The organism is Carboxylicivirga caseinilyticus (genome assembly GCF_050589785.1).
GTDB classification, from domain to species: domain Bacteria; phylum Bacteroidota; class Bacteroidia; order Bacteroidales; family Marinilabiliaceae; genus Carboxylicivirga; species Carboxylicivirga caseinilyticus.
Genome location: NZ_JBNGOX010000011.1, coordinates 99,667 through 124,758 on the forward strand (window position 1 = coordinate 99,667; position 25,092 = coordinate 124,758).

Annotated in this window: 22 protein-coding genes; 5 read left to right on the forward strand and 17 right to left on the reverse strand. The window is 35.5% G+C overall.

Features of this window, described 5'->3' with window-relative positions:
- Positions 1-41 precede the first annotated feature (41 nt).
- From ACRD62_RS08095 to ACRD62_RS08125, 7 genes are all read right to left on the reverse strand, one after another.
- Positions 42-707, reverse strand: coding sequence for a hypothetical protein (locus tag ACRD62_RS08095; RefSeq protein WP_430819626.1), 666 nt, complete (start codon positions 705-707; stop codon positions 42-44).
- Between the two features lie 145 nt (positions 708-852).
- A complete protein-coding gene (locus ACRD62_RS08100) occupies positions 853-1,755 on the reverse strand; it encodes a CPBP family intramembrane glutamic endopeptidase (RefSeq protein ID WP_430819627.1) in 903 nt (300 codons plus the stop codon).
- Between the two features lie 80 nt (positions 1,756-1,835).
- Complete coding sequence (locus ACRD62_RS08105; protein ID WP_430819628.1) at positions 1,836-2,885, reverse strand: PEGA domain-containing protein; 1,050 nt, start codon at positions 2,883-2,885, stop codon at positions 1,836-1,838.
- Between the two features lie 73 nt (positions 2,886-2,958).
- Positions 2,959-4,413 carry an MFS transporter gene (locus tag ACRD62_RS08110; RefSeq protein WP_430819629.1) on the reverse strand — a complete coding sequence of 485 codons (1,455 nt, stop codon included), beginning with the start codon at positions 4,411-4,413 and terminating at the stop codon, positions 2,959-2,961.
- A 67-nt stretch (positions 4,414-4,480) separates the two neighbouring features.
- The gene (locus ACRD62_RS08115) at positions 4,481-5,914 is read right to left on the reverse strand and encodes a M20/M25/M40 family metallo-hydrolase (RefSeq protein WP_430819630.1); all 1,434 of its coding nucleotides are present in this window, start codon (positions 5,912-5,914) and stop codon (positions 4,481-4,483) included.
- Positions 5,915-6,048: 134 nt separating this feature from the next.
- The gene (locus ACRD62_RS08120) at positions 6,049-6,630 is read right to left on the reverse strand and encodes a hypothetical protein (protein ID WP_430819631.1); all 582 of its coding nucleotides are present in this window, start codon (positions 6,628-6,630) and stop codon (positions 6,049-6,051) included.
- Between the two features lie 90 nt (positions 6,631-6,720).
- The gene (locus ACRD62_RS08125; RefSeq protein WP_430819632.1) at positions 6,721-9,141 is read right to left on the reverse strand and encodes a DUF5916 domain-containing protein; all 2,421 of its coding nucleotides are present in this window, start codon (positions 9,139-9,141) and stop codon (positions 6,721-6,723) included.
- Positions 9,142-9,409: 268 nt separating this feature from the next.
- Here ACRD62_RS08125 and tyrS point away from each other — a divergent pair, with 268 nt between their 5' ends.
- Complete coding sequence (tyrS, locus tag ACRD62_RS08130; RefSeq protein WP_430819633.1) at positions 9,410-10,702, forward strand: tyrosine--tRNA ligase; 1,293 nt, start codon at positions 9,410-9,412, stop codon at positions 10,700-10,702.
- 67 nt (positions 10,703-10,769) lie between these two features.
- Here the strand turns inward: tyrS and ACRD62_RS08135 are convergent, their stop codons facing one another.
- The 10 genes from ACRD62_RS08135 to ACRD62_RS08180 all read right to left on the reverse strand — a co-directional run bounded on the left by ACRD62_RS08135 (position 10,770) and on the right by ACRD62_RS08180 (position 21,827).
- The gene (locus ACRD62_RS08135) at positions 10,770-12,002 is read right to left on the reverse strand and encodes a PP2C family protein-serine/threonine phosphatase (protein WP_430819634.1); all 1,233 of its coding nucleotides are present in this window, start codon (positions 12,000-12,002) and stop codon (positions 10,770-10,772) included.
- 153 nt (positions 12,003-12,155) lie between these two features.
- Positions 12,156-12,725, reverse strand: coding sequence for an elongation factor P (gene efp, locus ACRD62_RS08140; protein WP_430819635.1), 570 nt, complete (start codon positions 12,723-12,725; stop codon positions 12,156-12,158).
- 168 nt (positions 12,726-12,893) lie between these two features.
- Positions 12,894-13,703: a DUF3108 domain-containing protein gene (locus ACRD62_RS08145; RefSeq protein ID WP_430819636.1), complete on the reverse strand. Its 810-nt coding sequence runs from the start codon at positions 13,701-13,703 to the stop codon at positions 12,894-12,896.
- Between the two features lie 70 nt (positions 13,704-13,773).
- Entirely contained in the window at positions 13,774-14,475 is a 702-nt protein-coding gene (tsaB, locus tag ACRD62_RS08150; protein WP_430819637.1) for a tRNA (adenosine(37)-N6)-threonylcarbamoyltransferase complex dimerization subunit type 1 TsaB, read from the reverse strand.
- A 42-nt stretch (positions 14,476-14,517) separates the two neighbouring features.
- The gene (locus ACRD62_RS08155) at positions 14,518-15,789 is read right to left on the reverse strand and encodes an efflux RND transporter periplasmic adaptor subunit (protein WP_430819638.1); all 1,272 of its coding nucleotides are present in this window, start codon (positions 15,787-15,789) and stop codon (positions 14,518-14,520) included.
- 137 nt (positions 15,790-15,926) lie between these two features.
- Positions 15,927-17,267: a TolC family protein gene (locus ACRD62_RS08160; protein ID WP_430819639.1), complete on the reverse strand. Its 1,341-nt coding sequence runs from the start codon at positions 17,265-17,267 to the stop codon at positions 15,927-15,929.
- Positions 17,268-17,407: 140 nt separating this feature from the next.
- Positions 17,408-18,490 (reverse strand): efflux RND transporter periplasmic adaptor subunit, encoded by a 1,083-nt coding sequence (locus tag ACRD62_RS08165; protein ID WP_430819640.1) that lies wholly within the window; start codon positions 18,488-18,490, stop codon positions 17,408-17,410.
- Between the two features lie 37 nt (positions 18,491-18,527).
- Complete coding sequence (locus ACRD62_RS08170) at positions 18,528-19,808, reverse strand: ABC transporter permease (RefSeq protein WP_430819641.1); 1,281 nt, start codon at positions 19,806-19,808, stop codon at positions 18,528-18,530.
- Positions 19,809-19,831: 23 nt separating this feature from the next.
- A complete protein-coding gene (locus ACRD62_RS08175) occupies positions 19,832-21,082 on the reverse strand; it encodes an ABC transporter permease (RefSeq protein ID WP_430819642.1) in 1,251 nt (416 codons plus the stop codon).
- A gap of 10 nt (positions 21,083-21,092) precedes the next feature.
- Entirely contained in the window at positions 21,093-21,827 is a 735-nt protein-coding gene (locus ACRD62_RS08180; protein ID WP_430819644.1) for an ABC transporter ATP-binding protein, read from the reverse strand.
- 347 nt (positions 21,828-22,174) lie between these two features.
- On the opposite strand from ACRD62_RS08180, the gene ACRD62_RS08185 reads away from it, so the two are divergent.
- The 4 genes from ACRD62_RS08185 to ACRD62_RS08200 are packed head-to-tail and all read left to right on the forward strand — an operon-like array spanning position 22,175 to position 24,862.
- A complete protein-coding gene (locus ACRD62_RS08185; RefSeq protein ID WP_430819645.1) occupies positions 22,175-22,708 on the forward strand; it encodes an RNA polymerase sigma factor in 534 nt (177 codons plus the stop codon).
- A complete protein-coding gene (locus ACRD62_RS08190; protein ID WP_430819646.1) occupies positions 22,708-23,238 on the forward strand; it encodes a hypothetical protein in 531 nt (176 codons plus the stop codon). The genes ACRD62_RS08185 and ACRD62_RS08190 overlap by 1 nt, the downstream gene beginning before the upstream one ends.
- A gap of 23 nt (positions 23,239-23,261) precedes the next feature.
- Positions 23,262-24,296: a hypothetical protein gene (locus tag ACRD62_RS08195; RefSeq protein ID WP_430819647.1), complete on the forward strand. Its 1,035-nt coding sequence runs from the start codon at positions 23,262-23,264 to the stop codon at positions 24,294-24,296.
- Complete coding sequence (locus ACRD62_RS08200; RefSeq protein WP_430819648.1) at positions 24,293-24,862, forward strand: peptidylprolyl isomerase; 570 nt, start codon at positions 24,293-24,295, stop codon at positions 24,860-24,862. Before ACRD62_RS08195 ends, ACRD62_RS08200 begins: the two co-directional genes overlap by 4 nt.
- Positions 24,863-25,092 lie beyond the last annotated feature (230 nt).

Consider the following 25,092-nt stretch of genomic DNA (forward strand, 5'->3'; position numbering starts at 1 on the left):
CTTCGGTAGTTTTGATAAGGCAGATAGTTATTAATTCAAAGTTATTTATCAAAGATCATTTTCTCAATATCCTCCAATGATAATTTTCCCTGACTATAAAAACCCATTTTCCATCTAAGCCTGTTCAAGATAGATTTTGGGTTGTCGTATTTTATATTGTATCCACAAACCAAACAAAAACTTACTTTTTTATTCCTGATAATTACATGTTCTGAACATTCACAGCAAGGGCAGTCTTCAGAAGACAAATCTTTATAAAATTTTTTTGCGTTATAGATTTGGCGAACCTTTTTTTGAGATAATGAACGGGTGTGAATTTCATTCAGTAGCTTGTTGGTACTTTGATCTGAAAGCCTGTAATATCTCATTGCCATTGCAGTAATTAATTCGTTATCGCTAAAATGATCAACAGCTTTTAAAAAACGTGCTTCCAGATTCTTGTTATGAGTTCGTCTGTAAAAATGATCAATATCCGCTGATCGATATAAAGGAACATAGGCAGTATCCATATTAGTTTTACGGCTGTAAAAATATCCCATTAGCCATCCAAGTGCTCCTCCAGTAATTCCACAGATAAGAATAATATCAAAAGATATTTCTTTATTGAGGTCGTTAAAAAAGAATATGCCAGCCATCAAACCCAATGTGGTTCCGGAAGAAATAAATGCTATCCAGCCACGTATTCCATTAACTTCATTTATTCTCATTAATTAGCTTCAGTTTAAGGGTACAGTTAAACACATGGGAGGTGTGCTTATTGGTAAAAGTTCTCGTTTTGGATTTAATTATTTCGTTAAAATAACAATTATCAACTTCTTAAACAATATGAGTATAGCTAATTTTAGAAGGTAGTTAAGAGTTAACTTGCTTTTTACCTAATTGGTAAGTAGCAAGGATAGAACCAATGATGATTACCAGACTAATGATGACACTTGCATCAAACGAATAATAAGTCTCGTTATTAGGAAAATTTGGCTCATTTCTCTGGTAAAATTGATAGATAATAACAGCCATAAAATTATTTGTAAAATGGGCGGTTATTGGCATCCATATATTACGGGAATAGATCATCATATAACCCAGAATCAAACCCAGAACAAACCTTGGCAGAAAAGTGAGAAACTGAATATGAATTGCGCTAAAAATGATTGCAGTGATAATTACAGCTATATGAGCATTTTTAAATAGGTTCATCAATTCACGCTGAATCAATCCCCTGAACAACCACTCTTCTCCAATGGCCGGTAACACAGCAATCAGAAAAACGGTTACTAAGGTTTGTTTCCAGTCAGAAGTTGTAAGCATTAAATCTGTTAAATTAGCAGCTTGCTCTTCTTTTAATGAAATCCAATTGGTAACACTACTTAGAAATTCGGGTAACTGAAGTTGTTGGTTGATCCAGGCTGTCCACGAAATAAAAGACTGACTAAGTAGAATTGTAATGAAGGCAATGAGGAAAAAAGCAAGATTAAATTTGCCTTTTCCGGGAATCACCTCATTATTCTTGAGATATAGCAAATGTACAGCTAAAGTAGAGGGTAATATAAAGACAAATAAGCTTTGAAGAATCTGAAGGACCTGAAGAAACTGGATGTTGTTATAAATATCATCTGCTGAGTTAATATCAACTCCAAATACTGGTTTGGCAATTAAGAGACTTATTAGTGAAAGTATTAATGAGCCTGTAAGAACAATTATTATAAGGGTTAATAATTTTAAAATAGGAGGAAAATGATTTAATGTACCTTTTGTCATTCGTTTGATTTTATTCAAAAATAACAAAAGGTAATAATCAAAATAAATTTTGGTTGATCAAATTAACCTGGAGTAACCTCTTAGAAAGCTACCCTCATACCTAACCAACCTGTTACAGGAGAATATCCCGGGAATTGATCTTTCCAAGCCTGTATATCATCCGGATGTTGTTCCTGATCGTATATGTTAATATCGAATTCCCCGAAAACCTGAAAATGAGGACTTGGTTTGATACTTATTCCTCCACCAATAATTAAGAATGTTGTAACGATATCGCCATTATATCCACCGTCATAAGTTCGTGCCATACCGCCGACTTTACCATAAATAGCAACTCCTCCAAAATCAGCAGGTGCAATAAAATCTAGTCCAAATCCGGTAATATTTGATTGTGTATTACTTTCTCCATACAAGCGTAAAAAATGACCAATATCTGCACCATAACGCCAGGCTGTTCCTTTTGCTCCATTGCTTCCCAACATGGCAAACATACCAACTGAACCAAATCCAAATTTAGCTTTATCATTCTTTTCTTTGTTCACATCATTATTTGTTTCCTGCACATATGGCTTTTCAAAATAAAACGGATCTGGTTTATCTGCAACCAATGGTTTGTCATCCCCATAATTATCAAGGTTGAAATCTGTAAAATCATGTGTAATGGTATACGTTGTATCTTCATTGATTACAAATGTGTTATTGTAATCTTCATAATCATTGTACGCGATTCTGATTTGATGATTCCCCCAACTGATTGGATAATTGTTGACAGGTGTGTAGCCAATTAATTGATTGTCGAGGTAGACTATTGCCTTATCCGGATTTGATTGAATACTGACACTTCCAGTCTTTGGGGTGAGGTCAAAATGATACTCCATAGTTGAATCAGCATAACAAGTCACCAGTGTATAAACATCGTGATAATTGTTTTTGCTGATTTTCACTTTATATTTCAGTGGTTTGTAATCGATGAATTGTGCAGGTGAATTTTTTTGTATATCAGGAAATTCCTCCAGACTTATGGTGGCATTTTGTGGTGTTGTTGAAATAACAAAAGAGCCTTTTTCTTGAGCAGAAAGGTTGAAAATAATAAAAAGAAATGCCAGAAACAGGGGTTTAGATTTGTGCATAATTCGGGATTTAGGTGTAAAAACATACACAAACAATATGCCAAAAATAAAGCGCCGTTAAAGGCGCTTAATATTATTTAGATTCTGATTTAAGAATAAACCTGTCGTAGATAAATAATGCAACAACAGCACCCATGGCAATTCCTGAATAAAGTATCCAAATCTTTGCCGGATTATAATTATTCCATAAATAATTAGTCAATTCTACATCGTTCATTCCTGTTAGTTGCATGGCTTTGTTCCAATAATCGTTCTTAGAAAAAGAATCAGATATTTGTTGAATCTCCAGTCCCCTTTTTGCTATTTCATTTTGCAGTAGAGTAATTTTTCCTGCTGCATTGTCATATAAATCACCAGATACAAAGCCAGCCAATTGATGTCCAGCAGCTATTGGTAAGAAAGAAGTTCCCATGTAAAGGGCCTTTTTATCAGCAGGTGCAATGCTGCCAACATATTCAGTGAATTTGGGACTACTTGCCATCTCGCCAATACTGAAGGTTAACACACCAATTAGAATGAACCAAATGTTTTGAAACGCAAACATCATTCCTACTCCAATTGCCAAAATAAAGATCCCACTCATCATTGCATTTAATGGTTTGTATCGCATTACAATACCTGAGATCCAGATTTGAAAAACAATGATGAAGAAAGCATCAAAGCTTCCAATGGTAACAGCACTAATGGTACCATTATCCCCAATTGCTTCTGCCAACCATGGCCATATACTATGAAGTGCATCATAAAATAGTGTTGTATCAACCCAATCATCAACAAAAACAGGGAAAGCATAATAAAGTTGGTTAAAGGCTGTCCAAAACGCAATCATAATGATTAGGAACAAAACGTACTTGAAATTTTGTAGTGTAACCCAAATGTTTTTTAGTGCTTGCCCAAATACCTGAAGCAATGGTTCTTTGTTTTCAATTAATTCCCGGCCAGGTTCTTTGAAAAGTAAAAGGACGAACAGATAATTTATTGATATGGTGATCATTGACAGATAAAACACCCAGTCCCAGCTTTTTTGATAGATAGCCCCGGCAATAAATGGACCAATGAAACCTCCAATATTAATCATCATATAAAAAATACCAAATCCAATAGATGCATTATCCTTATTGGTAGTTTTTGATATCATGGCTGAAATAATAGGCTTAAAAAGTGCACCTGCAAAAGCCAGATAAATATATGCAGCAAATACTAATGAAAATGAGTTAAATGTGGAAACCATCCAATATCCACTTACATACATTGTATATGAAAGTAGAAGCACTTTTTTATAACCTACTCGATCTGCAATGGCCCCGGTAAATAAAGGTAAAAAGTAAAGAAGCATAGAGCCTGTTCCCATTATAATACCTTTCTGACCAGCACTAAAACCTAGAGCACCTGTATCACTACTGTTGACAAGATATAATGCAAAAGCCATGTAAAAGCCATACCAAGCCCAACGCTCGAATAGTTCCATGGTATTTGATACCCAAAATACTTTTGGGAAGCTTTTAAATGTAGTTCCTATTTTAGACATATTTCCCTTTTTAATTTACTTATAAGGTAAAAATAAGGGCTTTGCAGTTGAAATAGTATGTTATATGTCAGTTCTTATTAAAAACTTCTTTGTCAACAAGCAGTTGTGAGGTATAATAGATTAATCTGATTCGCTTGAGCATTTCTTCGAATTCAATTTTATCTATTGTATCTGTTGGTTTATGGTAATCAGCGTGTAATCCATTAAAGAATCCAAGAACCGGAATTCCTTGTTTATGAAAGGCATAATGATCTGATAGATTCAATAAATTACCAAAGCTGCTGTTAGTTTCATAACCATAGTCAATTTTTAAATTAACAGCTTGATTGGCAATATTGCATAATGAATCAAGTACCGGATATTCTTTTGATCCGATCAGATAAATATAATTTGATTTACCAATTGAATCGTTTCTACCAATCATATCGATGTTGAGGTTAGCCTTAATGTCAAAAGGTAGTTTACTTTGTTCATCTGCAAAATGTAAAGCTCCTAAAAGTCCCAGTTCTTCTCCTGAAGTGGCCAGAAATAAAATATTTCTATCAGGCACTTCATTTTGTGTTCCAATCACCTTGGCTAATGAAAGTAAGGCGGTTGTTCCACTGGCGTTGTCGTCTGCTCCGTAATAAATATTGTCACCTTTTTTACCCAAATGATCATAATGGGCACTTAAAACAATGGTTTCGTTGGTTTTGCCTTTAATGTAACCGGCAACGTTTTCAGTTTTTACTTTTTCAACAATAACGGGGCAATGAACAGAAATAATCTTTTCGGAAATTTTAGTTGCATCTTTTGAGGTTTCAATCTTTTTAAGTGCTGCAATGTTCTTTCCAAATAATTCTTTTGCAAACGAAGGTTTTACAATAAAAACCTTAGTAGCTGTTTTTGAGAAAAACGGTTTTGCTTTCGAAACATTTACCCGATCAAAATCGACTCTGGATGATATTTTCTGATAAGCTTTTTCATCATTCGGATTTGTTAAAATGATGGCTTTAACACCTTTTGATTTTAATCGATAGGCCAAACTGTAATAATTCGAGTAACTGTTGGTAAATGCAAATGCAATTTTATCTTTTAAATCTAAATCGTTGATAATAGTGTCTTCACCAAATCCAACAAAAACACAGGAAGTTGAAGTACTATCCATCGGTGCATTGCTTAAAAACAAAAAGTCATTTTGTGATGTAAGGCTGGCGTGTTTGGATTTCAAAGTGCATTCTCCCCATTTCCACGACCATAAAGTGTAAGGCTGATAAAAACAAGTGTCGTTGTAGGGATGTAAACCCGCTGCCTCAAATTCAGATTGAATATATCGGGCTGCTTTTTTTTGACCTTCTGAAGAGGTAAATCTTCCGTTCAGACTATCAGAAGCCAGAACAGATAAATGATGTTTAAGAATGTCGACAGTTAAAGAGTTGACAGGATCAACTTGAGTCGCTGTATTCTGAGCACTTAATGCTGTAAAAGCAATAAAGATGATGCAGGTGAAAAAGGTGCGCATAGGTGGTTGATTTTATTCTAAAGATAGGAAAAAATGTTGTTTACGATGTTTCCAGAATAAAACCTTACCTCAGAAACTTTAAATAAAAAAGTCAATTGTGCATAATAACGGGCACAATTGACTTTTTGTAATAATTAAAATCGTTTGCCAATGCTAATTCCAAAAGCATACGAGCTATATTCTTCTTTAAAATCGTACGAAAAGACTGGGGTTAATTCCCAACCGTTTTCGATTTCAACTTCGTATTCAATTCCTGCTTTGAAAACAAAAAATGATTTTGATTCTTCTTTTTTGAATTCAGTTTCAAAACCTGGACCAGCAAAGATGCCGATTCTTTTGGTGGCTTTGAATTTGGTAACAGCAGCCAGTACAATTACATTGGCACGTTCCAGTTCATCTTCCTCAGAAGTGCGGATATAATATTGGTCAAGTTCAGCATCACCAATAAATCCCAAATCCCATTTTTTGTTTAACGTGTAATAATAATCTAAACCAATGGTAGGTACCCATTTACCTGTACTTTGTTCATGTGTTTCGTGTTCGTAAAAAGCAGAAGGTACGTGAGTAAAGCCGCTATAAAAAGCCAGCTTGTGTTTGCCGTGATGTACTTCTTCTGATTGGTGATGGCCATCTTTTGTTGATGTCTCATGCTCTTCGTGTTGAGCAAAAATGTTCATTGACAGTAAAGCCAAACCAAAAACTAAAATCTTTTTCATGTTTAATAATTTGCCTAGGTTTTAAATTAACAATCAGGTAGGGAAGAGTACTTGTTATTGCGCGGCAAATTTAAACAATATTCTTTCACATCAACTTTCTTGTTTATTAAATAAGTTATTATAGTCGATGTAATATAGAATGCGAAATGATAAAGTATTGGTTTGCGGACTTTTCCAAATAATATCAATATTTTTTCTATAGTTACTAATTGATTTGTCATCCTGATCAAAAATGGAATTCTTCCAACCGAAAGTCATTTCAGATCCCGGAGCAAATACCCACCGAAGAACCATGTCAATATTAAAAGCATTAAAGTTATTGTCAAAGTTTTCATTATAAATTGCATCCGGAAGAAGAGTTCCATCATTCTGAAGAAGGTAAAATTGCTTGTTTTCTACACCAGACCAATAATGTCGCCCTCTCAATCGAAGACTAAGTTCATTGTTAAATGTATATGATAACTCAAGCACATTCTCTACCGTGGCCACATTGCGACGGGCAAAATGGATACTATCCTCATTATCATTTTTACTAACATAGCCATAATCATTTTCTTCTCCTTCATATGCCATTTCAAATGATAATGAGAGTTTTTGTCCCAGCTGACAACCTAAGCCTAATCCAAGCCAGTTTCCTTTCTGATCTCGTTCAGGCCTTTTATATTCTCCATAATAGGAATATACATGGAGCTTTTTTGTCCAGTCGGAATGTGCAAAGAAGTTGTAGTTGAAAGTTTCAGGTTTATAAAAATACCTGCCTTCAACTCTGGGTTCATCATAGTTTCGATCATTGCCCACATAGGTAAACCTTGCTTCAACACCATAATTATTCATGAATTGCCATTCGGTATAAATGCCTGCTTCATGGTTATTTAAATCCCATGGCTTCATTACCCTGTTCTGCTCATACCAGGTGCGTGTAAACATTTGTCTGAAAATGCTGAAAGGTTCAACTTTTTGAAACAAAAGAAAAAGTTCGGTGTCAAATCGGTTGTTCCTTTGCAGATAACCCATATCATTCGGATTGTAGTCATCTGATATTGCACTTTGTTCGATACCGTATTGCCACTTACCCCTGTTCTTTGCAAACTCCAGCATGGTAAACCAACCCGTTTCCTTATCTTCGGCACCTCTGTGACTAACCCCGGCCTGGCCACTCAGGGCATATTTAAGTCCCTTATCTCTGAATTGAAATTCCGTAGCAGTTACATTAGCCATAAATGGATTATTGGCTACAATCATATTGGTGTTAATCAAGCTAATGTAGGAGTTGTTTTTTAACGATTGATCAATAACGGATACGTTATAATTGGTGAAGGGTTGAACCAATGCTTCCCTGGCTGAATTAGTAATAGTGTCTTTTATTGTAGCATAGGAATTCAAACTCATGGCATTCAAAAAACCAATGGCAAATCCCTTTTTATTACGGCCTGAAATTTTAGTTGCATTCACCAGTTGAGTTTCAGAAGGCATTTCTTCAACAATCTCGTTCGTCTTAAGATTGTCATATGCTGTAGAGGTAAATTTTGGATATGCTCCAATACGTCTGGAATAAAATATTTCGCCACGATTAAATAATTCAACTCCTTCAGTAAAAAATTGTCTTCTTTCCTGGTAGTATAGTTCATATGGTGACAGATTCAATTGTTTATCGTCAGATTGGATTTGACCGAAATCGGGGATAAGCATCATATCAAGCGTATAACTTTCGTTGATGCCGTATTTAAGATCCAATCCACCACGATATATAAAATCCGTTTCACCACTACTTTCGCTGTGTTCAACATAGGTTGCCAGATAGGGTGAAAAAGATAATCGAACTGGGGGTTTAATATTTTTAATTCCGGTCATTACTCCCTGTTGATGAATAAATCCATCCACATTCCGATCAATAAAATTCCATGAATTATTGGAATTATATCTTCTGATGTTTCGAAACATATTCAATCCCCATGTATGAACATCAGTCAAAGGGAATCGCAGTGCCGAATAAGGAATTCGCATTTCAATAACCCAGCCTTTATCAGTAATATTGGTTTTGCTCTGCCAAACAGCATCCCAGCTTCCGTCTTCATAATCGTAAGATGTTTTAATCGCCTTGATGTCAGTCTGAACTCCTGCTGGTGTAATAAAAAAGCCAAAAGCCAACTGCCCTTCGTTATACGGATCGAAATAAACCCCGAAATAATCAGACATACCGATATTATCTCTTGCAGTTAAAAAATTATAGATGCTATCCGGAGCATTATCATATAGCATGGCTCCGAGGTAAATGGCATTCTGATCATAAAAAAAATAAACTTCAGTGGCTTGATAGGAAGGTTTACCATTATATGGCTGTAGTTGTAGAAAATCTTTTGCTGGAAGAGCATTTGTATAACAGTTCTCATCCAATACACCATCAATTTTTAAAGGCTCATCTATGGCATAGCACTCCACTGTTTTTTTTGTTTGTGCAGAAATAGATAAAAAGGAAAACAGCAGGATGATTAGAAAGGTCAATTTGTTCATAGTCAGGATCTAGTTGCGTGTATGGCTAATTTAATAAATTTCTGGACTAAATGCTTGTAAATGGCTATCAAACATTTTGGAAATGATGGATTTATAAATAGGTGTGACGCATTGATATCTCATTAAGTTACAACCGTTGGGAATTACTTTTTAATGGGTCTAATTTCAACTTCGAAAACAGGTATTGTGTGCCTGCAATTATTATCTTTGTGCCTCTAAATGTTTTGAATAGTAAAAGTTTCAAACGAAACGCATAAAATAGCTGACAATGAACTTTGTTGAGGAATTAAACTGGAGGGGCATGATTCATGATGTGATGCCCGGAACTGAAGAACAACTGAAAAAAGAAATGACATCAGCATATGTGGGAATAGACCCTACTGCTGACTCTTTACATATTGGCCACCTGGTAAGTGTGATGATGTTAAAACATTTTCAGGCTGCTGGTCATAAACCTATTTGTTTGGTTGGTGGTGCAACTGGTATGATTGGTGATCCATCTGGTAAATCAGCAGAGAGAAATCTGCTTGATGAGGAAACTTTGCGTAAAAATCAGGATGGTTTAAAAAAGCAATTAAGTCTTTTTCTTGATTTTGATTCATCAAAAGAGAACGGTGCAGAGATGGTAAACAATTACGATTGGATGAAAGAGTTTTCATTTTTGGAATTCATTCGTGATGTAGGTAAGCATATCACTGTAAATTACATGATGGCAAAAGATTCTGTGAAAAAAAGATTGGGATCTGAGTCAAAATCAGGTATGTCGTTTACCGAGTTTACTTACCAATTGGTTCAGGGATACGATTTTCTTCATTTATACCGTGAGAAAAATTGTCGTTTGCAAATGGGTGGATCAGATCAGTGGGGTAATATTACTACCGGTACCGAGATGATTCGTCGTATAGAACGTGGAGAAGCTTTTGCTTTGACATGTCCTTTGATAACAAAAGCTGATGGTGGTAAATTTGGAAAAACAGAAAGTGGTAATGTTTGGTTAGATCCTGAAAAAACAAGTCCATACCATTTTTACCAGTTCTGGATGAATACATCGGATGCAGATGCTGAGAAATACATTAAGATTTTCACTATGCTTTCGAAGGATGAAATTGAAGCCATGGTGAAAGAACAAAACGATGCACCTCATTTACGTCCATTACAAAAACGTTTGGCGGAGGAAGTAACCGTGATGGTTCATGGGCGAGAGGCTTATGATTCAGCAGTTGAAGCATCGCAAATTTTGTTTGGTAAAGCCACAACAGAAGCTTTGCGTAAAATAGATGAAAGAACTTTGTTGGCAGTATTTGAAGGAGTTCCTCAATTCAATGTTGATAAGGCGGTATTTACTGAAGGAATAAGTATTGTTGATTTGCTCGCTGAGAAAACAGAAGTGTTTCCTTCAAAAGGAGAGTTACGTAGAACCATCAAGGGAGGTGGAGTAAGTATTAACAAAGAAAAAGTATCGGATGCTGAAATAAATGCTGATGCATCAATGCTATTGAACGATAAATATCTGTTGGTTCAAAAAGGTAAGAAAAACTACTACCTTGTTATTGCAGAATAATTATTAGAAGATATGATTAAAGAGCAGACCCTTGTGTCTGCTTTTTTATTTTTTTTAAGTTTTAGAATTACTTGAATTCAAGACCAAGTAATGAGATGTCGTCAAACACAGCTCCCTTTGTTACAAACTTATCAATGATGCCTCGTAATTGAGCAAAGTTTTGTTCAAGGCTTGCTGTAGTACAAAGAATATCTTCAATTTCCTGTGCATTGGATTCAACCTGATTGCCTTTATCCAATTCGACCACACCATCGGTAAAAGCCAATAATTTTGCTTCTTTAGGAATCTTTATTTTTCCAACTTCGATTGAAGGAACAAAATCAAGCATTCCTAAACCAATACAACCTTTTTCTAGGTGAGTCAGATGTTTCTTTTTTGTATCGTAAAGAAGGGGTGGAAGATGGCCGGCATTAACATATGTCAATCGTCTGGTCATTAAATTGTAGCGGCCAATAAAAAGAGTAATAAACTTCTCGTTATTAGCACTTGCATTCACCCTTTCATTCAGGAGGGGAATTAATTTTTTAAAATTTGTACCGGCTGTAAATAATGATCGCATCACTGCTTGAAAATTAGACATTACCATAGCAGCTGCGATTCCTTTGCCTGAAACATCAGCCATGCAGAATCCGATAGTTTGTCTCGATAATCGAAAAATATCATAATAATCACCTCCTACACCCATGTGTGGTTGATAGTATGTTTGAATATCGAGCTTTTGTGTTTTGGGCATCTGGTATTCACTTGGAACCAATTGGTTTTGAATACGTGATGCCAGTTCCATCTCCTTTTTTAATATTTCCTGTTCAAGCAATGCATTTTGCATTCGTTTGTTTTCAACAAATACAATAATAAGATTTGCAATAATCTGAATCAGCTTCAGATGCTTGATGGTTGGACTGATGCCTTGCTGTTCTTCTTCAATATCACCTATGAGAACATAGCCGATGGGAGCAAACCTGTGAAACAAAGGTATAACAGCATCAAAGCCTTTTAATTTAGGAGGATGTGAAATGGTTATACTTTCGATGGTTTTATAGCAGAGAAGATCTTCTTCAACATTTATCAGATTGGCTTCATCTTTGGTTACACCAGAAGTTAAAAGATTATGCCATACATTATTCGAAAGAGTGAAAACCAGTACTTTACCAACCTCCAGTTCTTCGCGCAACAAGATTTCGAACTCAGCCAATAAGTCCTCAATGGTGTGATCTTCATTGATCGTTTGTGCTATGTCAAGGATGATATTCAATCGATCCTTATACAGTTTGAGCCTTTTCTTTTTTATCTGCGTAACCATGTTAGGTAAGAAATATCAACTAAGATATTAAAAACTTCGTCTCAATAATAGTAAAGAAGATACAAAAACTAAAATACCCTTTCAAATAAATCCATATCTTTTGTTAAAATAGGGATTTTTCCGAAAGGGTATTTCTTAGCAAGTGCTAAAAAATTATTCTTTTACTCTTTCAACGTATGAGTTGTCACGAGTATCAATTTTAATTTTGTCGCCTACATTAATAAACAATGGAACCATAATTTGCGCACCAGTTGTTACCGTTGCAGGTTTTAGTGAGTTAGTTGATGAAGTATCTCCTCTAACACCCGGTTCAGTGTAAGTAATTTCGTACGCAACTGTTGTTGGAAGATTAACCATTAGAGGTGTTTCTGTATCAGCATGATATACCACTTCAACTTCCAAACCTTCGCTAAGTAATGCAGGATTGTCAATTAAATCCTTTTCAATTGGAACTTGCTCAAATGTTTCAGCGTTCATGAAGTGATAACCCATGTCATCATTGTATAAAAACTGATGTGGACGACGTTCAACGCGTGCTTCATTTACTTTTACACCTGCGTTAAATGTGTTTTCAATTACTTTTCCGGTTGAAACATTCTTAAGTTTTGTTCTAACAAAAGCAGCTCCCTTACCAGGTTTCACGTGCTGAAACTGAACAATGAAAAACAATTGTCCATTGTATTCAATGCACATTCCGTTTCTAAAATCAGCTGTAGTTGCCATAGTATTGATATTCTGTTGATTCTATTATTACTCAAAAAACGGTGCAAAAATAGTGTAAATGCTTAATAAATCAGCATAATGTGATAATAATTCAATCTGGCACCGCAGTAATATTGGCTCAATTCTGCATTATTGGTGAGAAAAGAAGGTGAAAATTCTTTTGAAGAGTTACTTTTTTATACTTGAGAATGGATGTTTAATACCCTTAAATTCATCCAGGTCGCAGATGAATGACCCAACTTTCAAGTCGAATTTTACCCTTATAGGAATGCGGTTATTGTCTTTGGAGATCCAAACCTGCATATCATCTTCAGTTTTAAAGGCTCTACCGACTTCAGTTACAGGTGAAAATTTGTAACATTCCACTTTGCCAAATTTTGTTTTTATGGTTTCAATACCACGATATCTGATACGTAAAGCAAAATTTTCGTCAGAGAAAAAGGTCATAAACTGAATTACGTCTCCTTTAGCTAACTGATCGTTGAATTTATGATTGCGTGCAAAATAAAAAGCTGATAATATATCAAGTATACCTTCCTGAACATTGTGAACGCCTGATTTTTGGCTGATAACCTGTGAAGAATCTCTGTTGTAATAAACTTCGTTGTAATATCTGTATCTGCCTTCTCTGATATTACGGACAGCCTTTACAGGAAGTTGGGTCTTCGTATCGATAAAGCTCTCGTACTGATCGCGAATTTTATATAAAACATCTGCAACCCCAACAGTAACACCTTTCCCGATTACATGATGAGTTTTGGTATTGTTAATGATAGTGTCATTTACTGATAAATAGGCTTTCCCTCCAGTTACAAAACCATAGTTAAGCGTAAAGACTAAATGTTCTCCATCTTTATATGATTTATGATTGGTAAGAGAATAGGGAGGTATAAAAACAGTATCTGCTTTCTCCTGATTATTACCATAAGAATAACTGGAAACTACAAGCAGAGACAATAAGATTAAAACGTATTTCATAAAACTGTTTAAAGGTTAGTATTTCTTACCTTATGACAATTTAACGTATTACATCACTTATTGGTTGGGATTATAAGATCTTTTTTTTAGGTGTAGTTGCAACAAAGTCTTTTAAATAAAATGGTTCAAAATAAGCAACATCCTCAAATTTGTTTTCAACGAAATATTTTTCAGCCATTGGGGCTAAATTCTTAGCTAGTGGATTAATGTCATCCACAAAAATGGCATTCTCGTGTTTGATAACATCTTTGCATTTGTCGGAGCCGTTACCAAAGAAAACAACCTTATTTTCACTAAGCAGAGAAGTAAATGTTTCTTCATCAACAATTTTAGCTGAAATTTCTTCTTTTAAATTCATTGCTGAATCAAAAATAGCTGTGTATACTTCCATTCGACGTGCATCCATCAAAGGGCAAAATAAGTAGGGAAGATCAGACTTTTGCCAATCCTGATTAACAATTGGAAAAGTCATTATATGCATTGAATCAATGGCAATTAAAGGTAGGTCGGAAGCGTAGCAAATTCCTTTGGCGGTTGAGACTCCAATTCTTAAACCTGTGTAGGACCCTGGGCCACTGCTTACTGCAACAGCATCTAAATCTTTACCGGCTGATAATTGATTCTCTTCAAAAAGTTGCTCAATTAAAACAGTAAGATGAGCTGCATGTGAATTGGCTTCAAAAAGTTCTTTTGATGCAACTACATTTCCGTCAATGCTGTAAGAAACAGAACAAACTCCTGTTGATGTTTCAATGCTTAAAATCCTTGCCATACTATAACTTAAATATGGCACAAAAATATAAAAAGAGAATAATTAATCCTTTTTATCCGACGTCAATTTGTCAACGATTTCAATTAAATCGCCATCTTCCAGTTTTCGTGAGATGGCAGAATAAGGTCCGCTTACAACTTGCTCATCTTCACTTACTCCTTCTGTAATTTCAATGTACTTTGAATCCTGAATGCCGGTTTCTACTGAACGTTGTTTGGCAACACCATCTTCAGCGATAAAAACAACTTCTATTTTTGATTCGGCATCTGGCTTTTTAATATCTGTAGAATCAGTTTTGGTGGTGTCGTTACGCATGGTAACAGCAATGATTGGAACCGTTAAAATATCATTTTTTGTATTGGTTTGGATATCAACGGTTGCCGACATACCCGGACGAAATGGGTATTTACTATGTTTTGTTTCATCAATCATATCTTCGTATGATTCTGGAAGAATCAATACCCTTACTTCAAAGTTGGTAATCTGATCAGCACTTGTTCCTTCAACTTTTGCCGAATTGGCAATTTGCGTTACAATTCCCTTAAATTTTTTCTTCAGGTAGGCATCTACTTCAATCAGACAGGTATCTTTTAGGCTTACCCGGATGATATCATTCTCATTAACATCAACTAATACTTCCATTTGATTAAGGTTTGCCAGAGTCATCATTTCTGTACCTTCGAATTGGGCTGTTCCAACAACACGTTCACCTTTTTCTACATTTAGCCTCGAAATGGTCCCTTCCATGGGAGCATAAATGGTTGTTTTATTCAGGTTATCCTGGGCTTCATTTAAACCTGCTTTTGAATTTACTACGCTTGCAAGAGCAGATTCAACATTGGCTTTGGCAACATTATATTCCGAAAGGGCTTGTTCGTATTCCGCTTCTGAGATGGTCTTTTCATCCCATAATTGTTTATTACGATTATAGTTAAGTTCTTTTTGAACCAATTGTGCTTTTGCCTGTGAAAGATTGGCCTCGGCAGACTTTAGCGCTGCCTGCATCTTTTCGAGGTTACGTTGGTAGATATCCGGTTGTATACGAGCCAGTATTTGTCCTTTTGTCACTTCTTCACCTTCTTGAACAAGTAACTCCAATATTTCACCAGATACATCAGAACTAATCTTAACTTCAACTTCAGGTTTTATTTTTCCATTAGCTGTTATTGATTCAGTTATAGTTCTTCTGGTTATTTTTTCAGCTAGAACTTTTTCACGGTATTCCTGGCCTATCCAGCCTTGCTTTTTTCCTATAATTAGCAATGTAATAATAACAACGAGGGCAATCAATGCCAAAAGAACCGGTTTCTTCATGAGCTGGGTTTATTTGTTTTATGCTAAAATAGTAAAAGCAGTTGTATTTTATTGAATGCTTTGTGTTAATTACTTGTCTTATAAATAAAAATACCAACCGGATATTCCGGTTGGTATGGACTTGAGTGAGCTATATTCTATAGTTCTATAGGGGTTCCTTTATAAAAATCAAGTATTTTGGTTCTTAATATATAAGAGTATTTTGCTTGTAATAAGTCTGATTGCGCTTTGGTAAAATCTGTTTTAGATACATTGTAATCAACAGAATTGACCAAACCAACATTAAATTTTTTCTCTGTGTATCTGAAAGATTCTTTATATGATTCTACAGCTTCTTCACTGGATAAAAATTGCTTGTAAGCTGCCAATGCATCAGCATAAGCTTGTTGAATATCTTTTCTAAGGTCAAGTTTGGCAGCTTGAAGCTGGTATTGTGCATCTTGCAATCCTAATTTGGCATTAGCCACACCATTTCTGGTTTGAAGTTTATTAAAAATAGGTATTGAAATGGATGCCCCAACATAAGTGTTACGTGTTGATTTGAACTGATCCCAAAGAGGACGGTTATAACCATTGGGATCTTCTACCAGCCAGTTGGCATTGGCTCCCATGTTAGCACCAAGACTTAAAGTTGGATAATAGGCACCTTTTGCTATTTTTAGATCATATTCAGAGCTGTTTACATTGTACTCAGAACTTTTAATCTGTGGCATAATACCTAATGCTGTTTGATAAATATTTTCTGGTCCGGCTGGGGTAAAATCAGTTAATTCAGGAATAACCGGGCTTTCAATATCAAAATCCAATATATTTTCAAGGTCCAGTAATTGAGCTAAAGTAAGCTTTGACAATCCAAGGTTATTCTCTTGTTGAGTTACATTAAGGGCTTCTTTGGCAGCCTGTGATTTAATCTCCAAAAGATTACCTGTTGCTACACTCCCGGCGTCTACCAGTTTTTGAGTTCTTTCAACCTGTAATTTGCTGGTTTCATATTGCTCTTTAGCAACAGCAAGTAATTCTTTGTCAAAAAGAATTTGCAGATATTGACTGGTAATAAGCAGTGCAATGTCATTTTTGGTTTTCTCATTATCCTCAAGAGCCTGCATCAACAAGTACTTATTCTTTTTAACCGTATTTTGTTTTGCTAAGCCTTGAAATACTGTAAGATTACTTCCGATGCCTGTACTCAGAGAACGGGTGTTCATGTCTAAGTTTGTGGCATCCTGCTGAATCCATGTATAACCAAAATTTAAAGCTCCATTTATGCTTGCATTAAGGTTTGGAAGCATATCTAATTTACTTTGTTTATACAAATTTTGCTGATACTCGGCATTTAAAAGTTGCCTTTGTATGGTAATATTATTTTCATGGGCATAATTGATGCATTCGAGAAGTGTCCATTGTTTAACCTCTTGCGCTGAGGATGAAAGGATGGTTGTGAATGCAAAGATGAACCCTATAAAAGCTTTTCTAATCATTGCTAAGATTTTTTGTCCGTTAGGATTGTTAATTATTTCTCTCAGGTTCTCCAAAAATTAAATTAAGGAGCAGGTAGCCGGGGTATAATCCCCGACTTTTATTTGAAAAAACTATTAAAAATATTAATTATAATTGAAATCTAGCTCTTAGGCACTTTAATCTTATCTTCAGCAGTAATTCCATCTTTTACTTCTATGTTAATTCCGTCAGACAGTCCTGTATGAATAAGGCGTTTTTCAAAAGTCTGTTCTCCGGTCGCGATTTCTACAAAGGCAGAATCATTACTGAAGGAAATAAGTTTTTCTTTAATGGCAATTACACTATCGCGACGATCTAAAACGATATCAGCTGTAGCACTGTATCCTGCTCTGATAAATTGGCCTTCTTTTAAATTAACAGCAGCTTTAATTTCAAACTGGATGGCACCATTCTCTTCAACTCCTTTAGGTGCGATTGATTCCAGTCGTGCATCGTATTTTTCATCTTCTATGGCACCAATTGACAGCAAAAGGTCCATACCTTCCCGAATTTTACCCACTTCTGTTTCATCAACTTTTCCTTCAAATACCATCTTACCCATATCAGCAACAGTGGCAACAGTTGTTCCATCATTAAAGGTATTACTTTTTATTACAGAGTTACCTTCTTTGATAGGTACGTCCAATACCATACCATTAATAGTAGAGCGGATTAAAGTATTGGTCTGATTTTTCATATTGGCTGTTACACCTTCTTTGATTAACTGAAGATTGTTTTCGGCTGCGTCACGATCTGCTTTAGCAGTTTCAAATCGCAAAGACTCTTCCAGATATTCTGATTCTGGAATTACGCCGGTAGTATAAAGTTCTTTTTTGCGTTTGAATTCAATTTCAGCATTCTTATAATTGATTTCTGCTTTTCGTAATTGAGTTTCAGCATTATTTACCTGAACCATTTCAGGAATGATTTGAATTTTAGCAATTAAATCGCCTTTTTCAACTAGATCACCAGGTTCTACATATAGTTCGGTGATAATGCCTGATTCCTGTGGTTTAATTTCAATCTCCTTGCGGGGTACAACAGAGCCGGTAGCAACAGTTTTTTTGATGATGTTGGTTACTTCAGCGTTTTCAGTTTCATAAACAACAGGATCTTTTTTTGTTTGATTGTATAAGTAAAATACAACCCAGCCAACTAATCCAATAAATATAAACAGACCGATTATTTTTAATACTTTTTTCATGATTGAAGATGTTAAGTTATTTTGTTCTTTTTGTTTTTTATTCGTGACGTAATGCTTCAATTGGTTTGATTTTAATGGCTTTCATGGCAGGGATCAAGCCTGCAATGAAACCTACTACAATTAGCATTGCCAAAGCGGCTAATGCTAGTGGTAAACCAATTTCAGGGTTAAGGAAGAAAGTTTCTTCTTCGCCGGTGGCTGCAGCTCTGGAAGCATCAATGCCGGCATCAACCAGATAGAGGATGAACGTTCCAAATGCCAGGCCAATAAAACCTGCGATGGTTGTTAGAAAGACTGATTCTGTTAATAACTGACCAATGATTACAGCTGGCCGGGCTCCAATGGCTCTTTGAATACCAATTTCTTTTGTTCGTTCTTTTACGATGATCAGCATTATATTACTGATACCGACAGCTCCTGCAATTAAGGTTCCAATACCCACAACCCAAATCAGAATGTCAATTCCCAGAAAGATGTAGAACATGGTCTGAATTTGATTTTCAATATCAACCTTACCGATTGCATCCGGATCTTCGGGAGAAATTTTATGATTCTTTTGAAGTATGGGGGTAATTTTATCAATTACCTGACTTACCTTAACTCCTTTTTTTGCAGTGAAACCAAAGTAATGCACCTGATCACCATAGTTGAATGTTTGTTGCATGGAAGTAAAAGGAAGGTAAACCGTTTCCTTTTTGTTACTTCCAATATTAATTTGAGGATTGTTACTTTTAAAGACACCCACTACCATAAAATACACCCCGTTTACTCTAATGTATTTTCCTACAGGATCTTCATCCTTGTCGAACATTATTTCGTATACTTTCTCTCCAATAATGCAGACTTTTCTTTTTAAACGAATGTCTTCATCATTTATATATCGACCATAAGGCATGGTGCAGGGATCAATCTTTTTATAAGTAGGATAATCACCCATCACATTAAATGCAGCAGAACGTTTCCCTCTTACTACATTCTCACCACTTCTTAAATTCCAGCCATTAAGGCGGGGTGAGATCACTTCTACTTCAGGTACCTGGTCTTTAATGGCTACAATGTCATCATTGGTAATCATCCAGTGTCTTCCCCTTTTAAATCCTTCAAAAGCAACAGTAGTATTCTCTGACCAAACAAAGGCACTATTGGTAGCAAAATCCTTTACTCCTTCTGTAATACCGTTTTTTAATCCGTTACCGGAGCCAGTCATTACAATCAGCATAAAAATTGCCCAAAAAACACCGAAGGCTGTCAGTACACTTCTAAGTTTATTCTTTTTTATGGCATTAAAAATTTCCTGCCATCTGTCTCTATCAAACATAGATAAGGTTCTAAGGTTAACAATTATTCATCATGTAAGGCTTCGATGGGGCGTATGGCTGAGGCTTTTCGAGCGGGTATAAAACCGGCTACTAATCCGGCTGTTACCAGAATAACCAAAGCCCAAATGGCTACGCCTAAATCTGCTGAAGGATTAAAGAAGGCTCTTTCCAATTCCTGACTGCCTTGTGCAGCTTGCTGGAGTATTATGGATACAAGTGAGAGTAATCCCATGCCGGCAACCAATCCAAAAAATCCTGCCAAAGCCGTTATTAAAACAGATTCAGATAATACCAGCCGTATTATTGAAATGGGTGAAGCGCCAATGGCTTTTCTGATGCCAATTTCCTTAGTTCGTTCCTTTACCAGGATAATCATGATATTGCTTACTCCAACAATACCTGCTATAATGGTCATCACTCCAATAACCCATACAAACATTCTTATTCCGGCAAATACACCTTGTGCCTGTTTGAATGATTCCAAAGTGTTCCAGATGCCAATGGCCTGCTTGTCTTCCGGTGCAACTCTATGTCGCTCCATTAACGTGTTTTGTACAGCTTCTTCAATTCGTTTGTTATCTGCTACGGTCAAGGCGTTGGTAGCAATGGCCATTTCACTCAGTTTGTTATTACCATTATATACACGTTGTGTAGTGGATAATGGGATGTATACTTTTTTCTCATCACGATTCTCTGGATTCTTGAAAATACCTACGACTTTAAAAGGTACTCCGCCAATCCGGATGTATTTACCCATTGGATCTTCTTCCTTGAAGAGATGGTTTTTAACCGGTTCGGAAATGATAACACATTTTCTAAATTCTTTAATGTCCAGTTCGTTGATATAACGTCCGTCCAGCATATCAACAATCGATATTTTTTTGAATTCAGGCATAATTCCTTCTACCCGAAAATCACCATATTCATTTTTATAGGTAACATCGTTGTTTCCCCAGATACTAAAACGACCCGAGAAATTATCAATGTCATCTGCAAACTGACGTTGAATAGTCTTTGCATCCTGATCAGTAAACTGAATGCGTCGTCCGGCTTTTAAACCGTCATGAGCAACCTGAGTTCTGCGGCTCCAGATCCACAATGCATTTTTAGAAGTGCCTCTGAAGTTATTTTCCATGCCATTTTGCAATCCTTTTCCCGAACCCAATAAAAGTATCAGCATGAAAATTCCCCATGCAACACTAAATCCGGTCATGATTGCTCTTAGCTTGTTTTGTTTGAGAGTTGAAAATATCTCTTGTAAATAATCAATCATCGAATAAAAATTAACCGTTTACAAAAATTGATTTCCCGGCTTGCTGATCTGCAAAATGAACATTGGTATGATTAGCCTCAATTAATCCATCCTTTAGCCTGATAACTCTTTGAGTCATATCGGCAATGTCATTTTCGTGAGTAACAATAATTACCGTGATACCACTGTTGTTTACCTCTTTTAAAATGTCCATTACCTCATACGAAGTTTGTGTATCCAATGCTCCGGTAGGCTCATCAGCTAAAATGATTTTCGGATTGGAGATTAATGAACGAGCAATGGCAATACGCTGTTTCTGACCTCCTGAAAGTTCACTTGGTAAATGTTCGCTCCATTCTCTCAAGCCTAATTTTTCAAGTAGATCAAGTGCCATGTTGTTTCGTTTTTTTCGGCTAACTCCCTGATAGTATAATGGAAGTGCTACATTCTCCATTGCATTCTTAAAGGATATAAGGTTAAACGATTGGAAAATAAAACCAATATATTGATTTCTGAATGCAGCAGCTTTTCGTTCGCTCATCTGGCGAATAAGAATATTATTCAAATGATATTCGCCTCTGTCATAATTGTCAAGAATGCCCAATATATTAAGCAACGTTGATTTTCCAGACCCTGATGAGCCCATGATAGATACCATCTCACCTTGTTCGATGTCGATGTCTAACCCTTTCAGCACATGTAATGAGTTGCTGCCGGTTGTATAGGATTTGTGAAGTTGTTTGACACGAATGATACTTTGACTCATAATATTTTTTTCAAAGGTGAATTGTATTCAATGGATTTATTGTTAAAATACGTTATCAACTCTTGTGCCGAATATTTTAATGCACACTGTATCAGATGATAAATATCTTTTGTGCGATTGCGCATTATCGCTTATTAGGGCGAAAGTGTTCATAACCGAACATTATACGCATTCTGCTAATTTCTAGTGTGACGCCAATAGTAGTCAATAGGTTACAGTGTTCGTCCTGTTCGGATACGAACAAAAACGAAAAGAGAGTATATACAATTTTAATAGGAAGTTTTTGTAATTTCATTTTCGGCCCATGGATACTTCTAGCGTATCATATTTAAACCAGTTACCTGACAATGGAAATAAATCAGCTTATAAAGAATTGCCAAAATGGAGATAAGGATGCCTTTGGTCAATTGGTGACCGAATATGGCAATTATGTTTTTTCTGTTGTGTTTCGTATCGTCAATAACGAAGCTGATGCTGAAGATATTTCTCAGAATGTTTTTGTAAAAGCGTGGCAAAATATTAAAAAGTACAATCCTGAGAAGGCAAAATTTACAACCTGGTTATATACCATTGCGGCCCGAATGTCACTAGATTATTTGAAAACAAGCAGAAAAAAGACTGAATTGACAGATGTGCTGAAGTCGGATGTTGATATTGAAAAAGAAATTGATTTGAAGGAGTTGGGTACAATGATTTATTCAGCTACAGATCAATTGTCTGAGCAACAGAAACTAATATTTGTTTTACGCGATCTGGAAGAATTAGATGTGGATGAAGTAGTTGAAATCACAGGATTTTCCAGAAAACAAATCAAAGACAATTTATATGTGGCACGAAAAAAGGTGAAAGAAAAACTTAGCAGACTATTAAAAGTAATGTGATGGAAGAATGGAGAAAAATTAAGCAGCAACCTCGAATAAATGATTTGCAACGATTTAAAAACAATGTTTTAAATCAGATTGAATCAGAAGAGCAGGTAAGAAAGCAACATCGCATTTATTGGTGGCGTGTTGCAGCTTCAATAATTGTATTGCTTTCGGTGGGCAGTTATACATGGATGGAAATTGATACCTATTTAAAAAGGACATCAACTGTTGTTTTTAATAATGATATAAGTTTTGAGAGTCAGGATTATCAACGATGTGATTATCGAATAGCCAATTTATTGAAAAGTTTAAAAGAGGCTGGTTTTGTTATCGATGATCAACGAAATATCATTCAATTCTCTGAGTTGGATGTCAGAAATCTTAACATTAATAATTCTCCTTTTGCATCAGATGTAAGTCAGTTTCTTGCTGGAATGAAAGAGCTTTACCCTTTAAAATATCAAAAGTATAAATCCGGCGAAATGGTGGAGTTCAATTCCTGGCATTTAAAAAAGGACCAACGCTTATGTGATTGGGTGAAATAAAATTAATCATTAAAAGAAGTGAAATGAAAAGGTTTAGATATATATTGTTCGGATTCATGCTTTTAATAAATAGCTGTGGTGGTCCTGAGATAAGATTCTTCACCAGGATTAATGATGATGGTACCGTTTTTAAACGAGTTGTGGCAGTTGGTGATTCTTCCCAAATTTATAGGTATCAGTTTTCGTTTGATATATCAGATGGATGGGATCTGAGTTTTACAAAAGAGATTAAAGATGCAGATACCTTGTTTTGTGCTATTGCTGAAAAAACCTTTTCATCTATTGAGGCCTCAACTGTGTCATTTTCTCACCAGGTTGATTCAGGACAGAAAGAAAATATCAAAATTGACTATGTAAAAAAGTTCAGATGGTTTTTTACCTTTCATGAGTATACTGAAACATTTATGCAACGCTTTCCATATCGACATTATAATATAAATGATTTCTTAAACAATGATGAGAGAGCCTATTTTTTAGCAGATGACACAACGGTTATTAGTCATCTAAATAAGGTTGAGAAAACAGAATGGATAGAAAATGGAGAGCAGAAATTCTGGAAGTATATTTTTAAATCAATTACTAAGGAATATGTTCGACTTATAGATTCATTTGCAATTCAGAACGGTTACAATACTATAAACGAAAATCAGGCCTTGATGATTGATGAGCTACTATATCCTTCATTCGATAATGGCCCAGATTTTAAAGAAGTAGTATCAATGACTGATAGTTTATTGAAGGTAAAATGGGTTAGTGAACTTTATTCTAATGGTTATTTTAATCAATTTGAAGATGATATTGATAACAGAACGATCCTATTAGGTTCAAATAATTATAATATTGAAATTGAACTGCCCGGATTTATTTATCAAACCAATGCCATGCAAGAAGATAAACAGAGTCTGAAATGGCAATTTCGTTCCAGTGATTTTCAATATTGCGATAAAGTTTTGATTGCGTATTATCGCACTGTTAATTGGTGGGCTTTTATCATTACTTTTATTATTATTGCAATTCTGCTTTGGAAGGGATTTGGATATAAAAAGAAAATGACATGAAGTTTATCTTATTAAGTATATGTGCAATTTTGCTGTTGGGAGCTTGTTCAAAACAACCACAAGTAATTATTAAAACCGAATTGGGAGATATTACCTGTGATTTATATTTAAAGGAAGCACCAATAACTGCAGGCAACTTTTTAAAGTATGTTGATGAAGGCCGTTTTGAAGGTGCAAGCTTTTACAGGGTAGTTACTCAAGACAATCAATCCAATAATGATGTGAAAATAGAAGTGGTGCAAGGAGGGTTGTTTAAAGATGAACATCCTAATCATTTGCCTCCAATCGTTCATGAAACAACTGGTCAAACAGGAATACTGCATAAAAACGGCGTTTTAAGTATGGCTCGTAATGAGCCGGGTTCTGCTCAGGCTGATTTCTTTTTCTGTATTGGAGATCAACCAGAACTTGATTTTGGAGGAAAACGTAATCCGGATGGACAAGGATTTGCTGCGTTTGGCATTGTTACTTCAGGTATGGATGTATTATTAAAGATTCATCAACTCGAAAATGAAGGTCAATATTTAAATAAACCCGTAAAAATACTCTCCATTGAACGAATTTAGAGTTTTTATAGAAAAAACTTTCTTGTCGTAACGTATATCTAATCAGTAAGTAGGGGCTCTGATCCCTAGATATTTTTGAAAAACTTTCAATTTTGATTTGGAAGTTTAGAAAAAACTGGCTTATTTTGCACCCGATTTTGAGAACAATGGTTGTCATGAAAAGCAGACAGGGCGGGCGATAGGCTGGTCTTGAAATAATGAAAGCAAAGAAAGTTTTTGACAGAAAGATA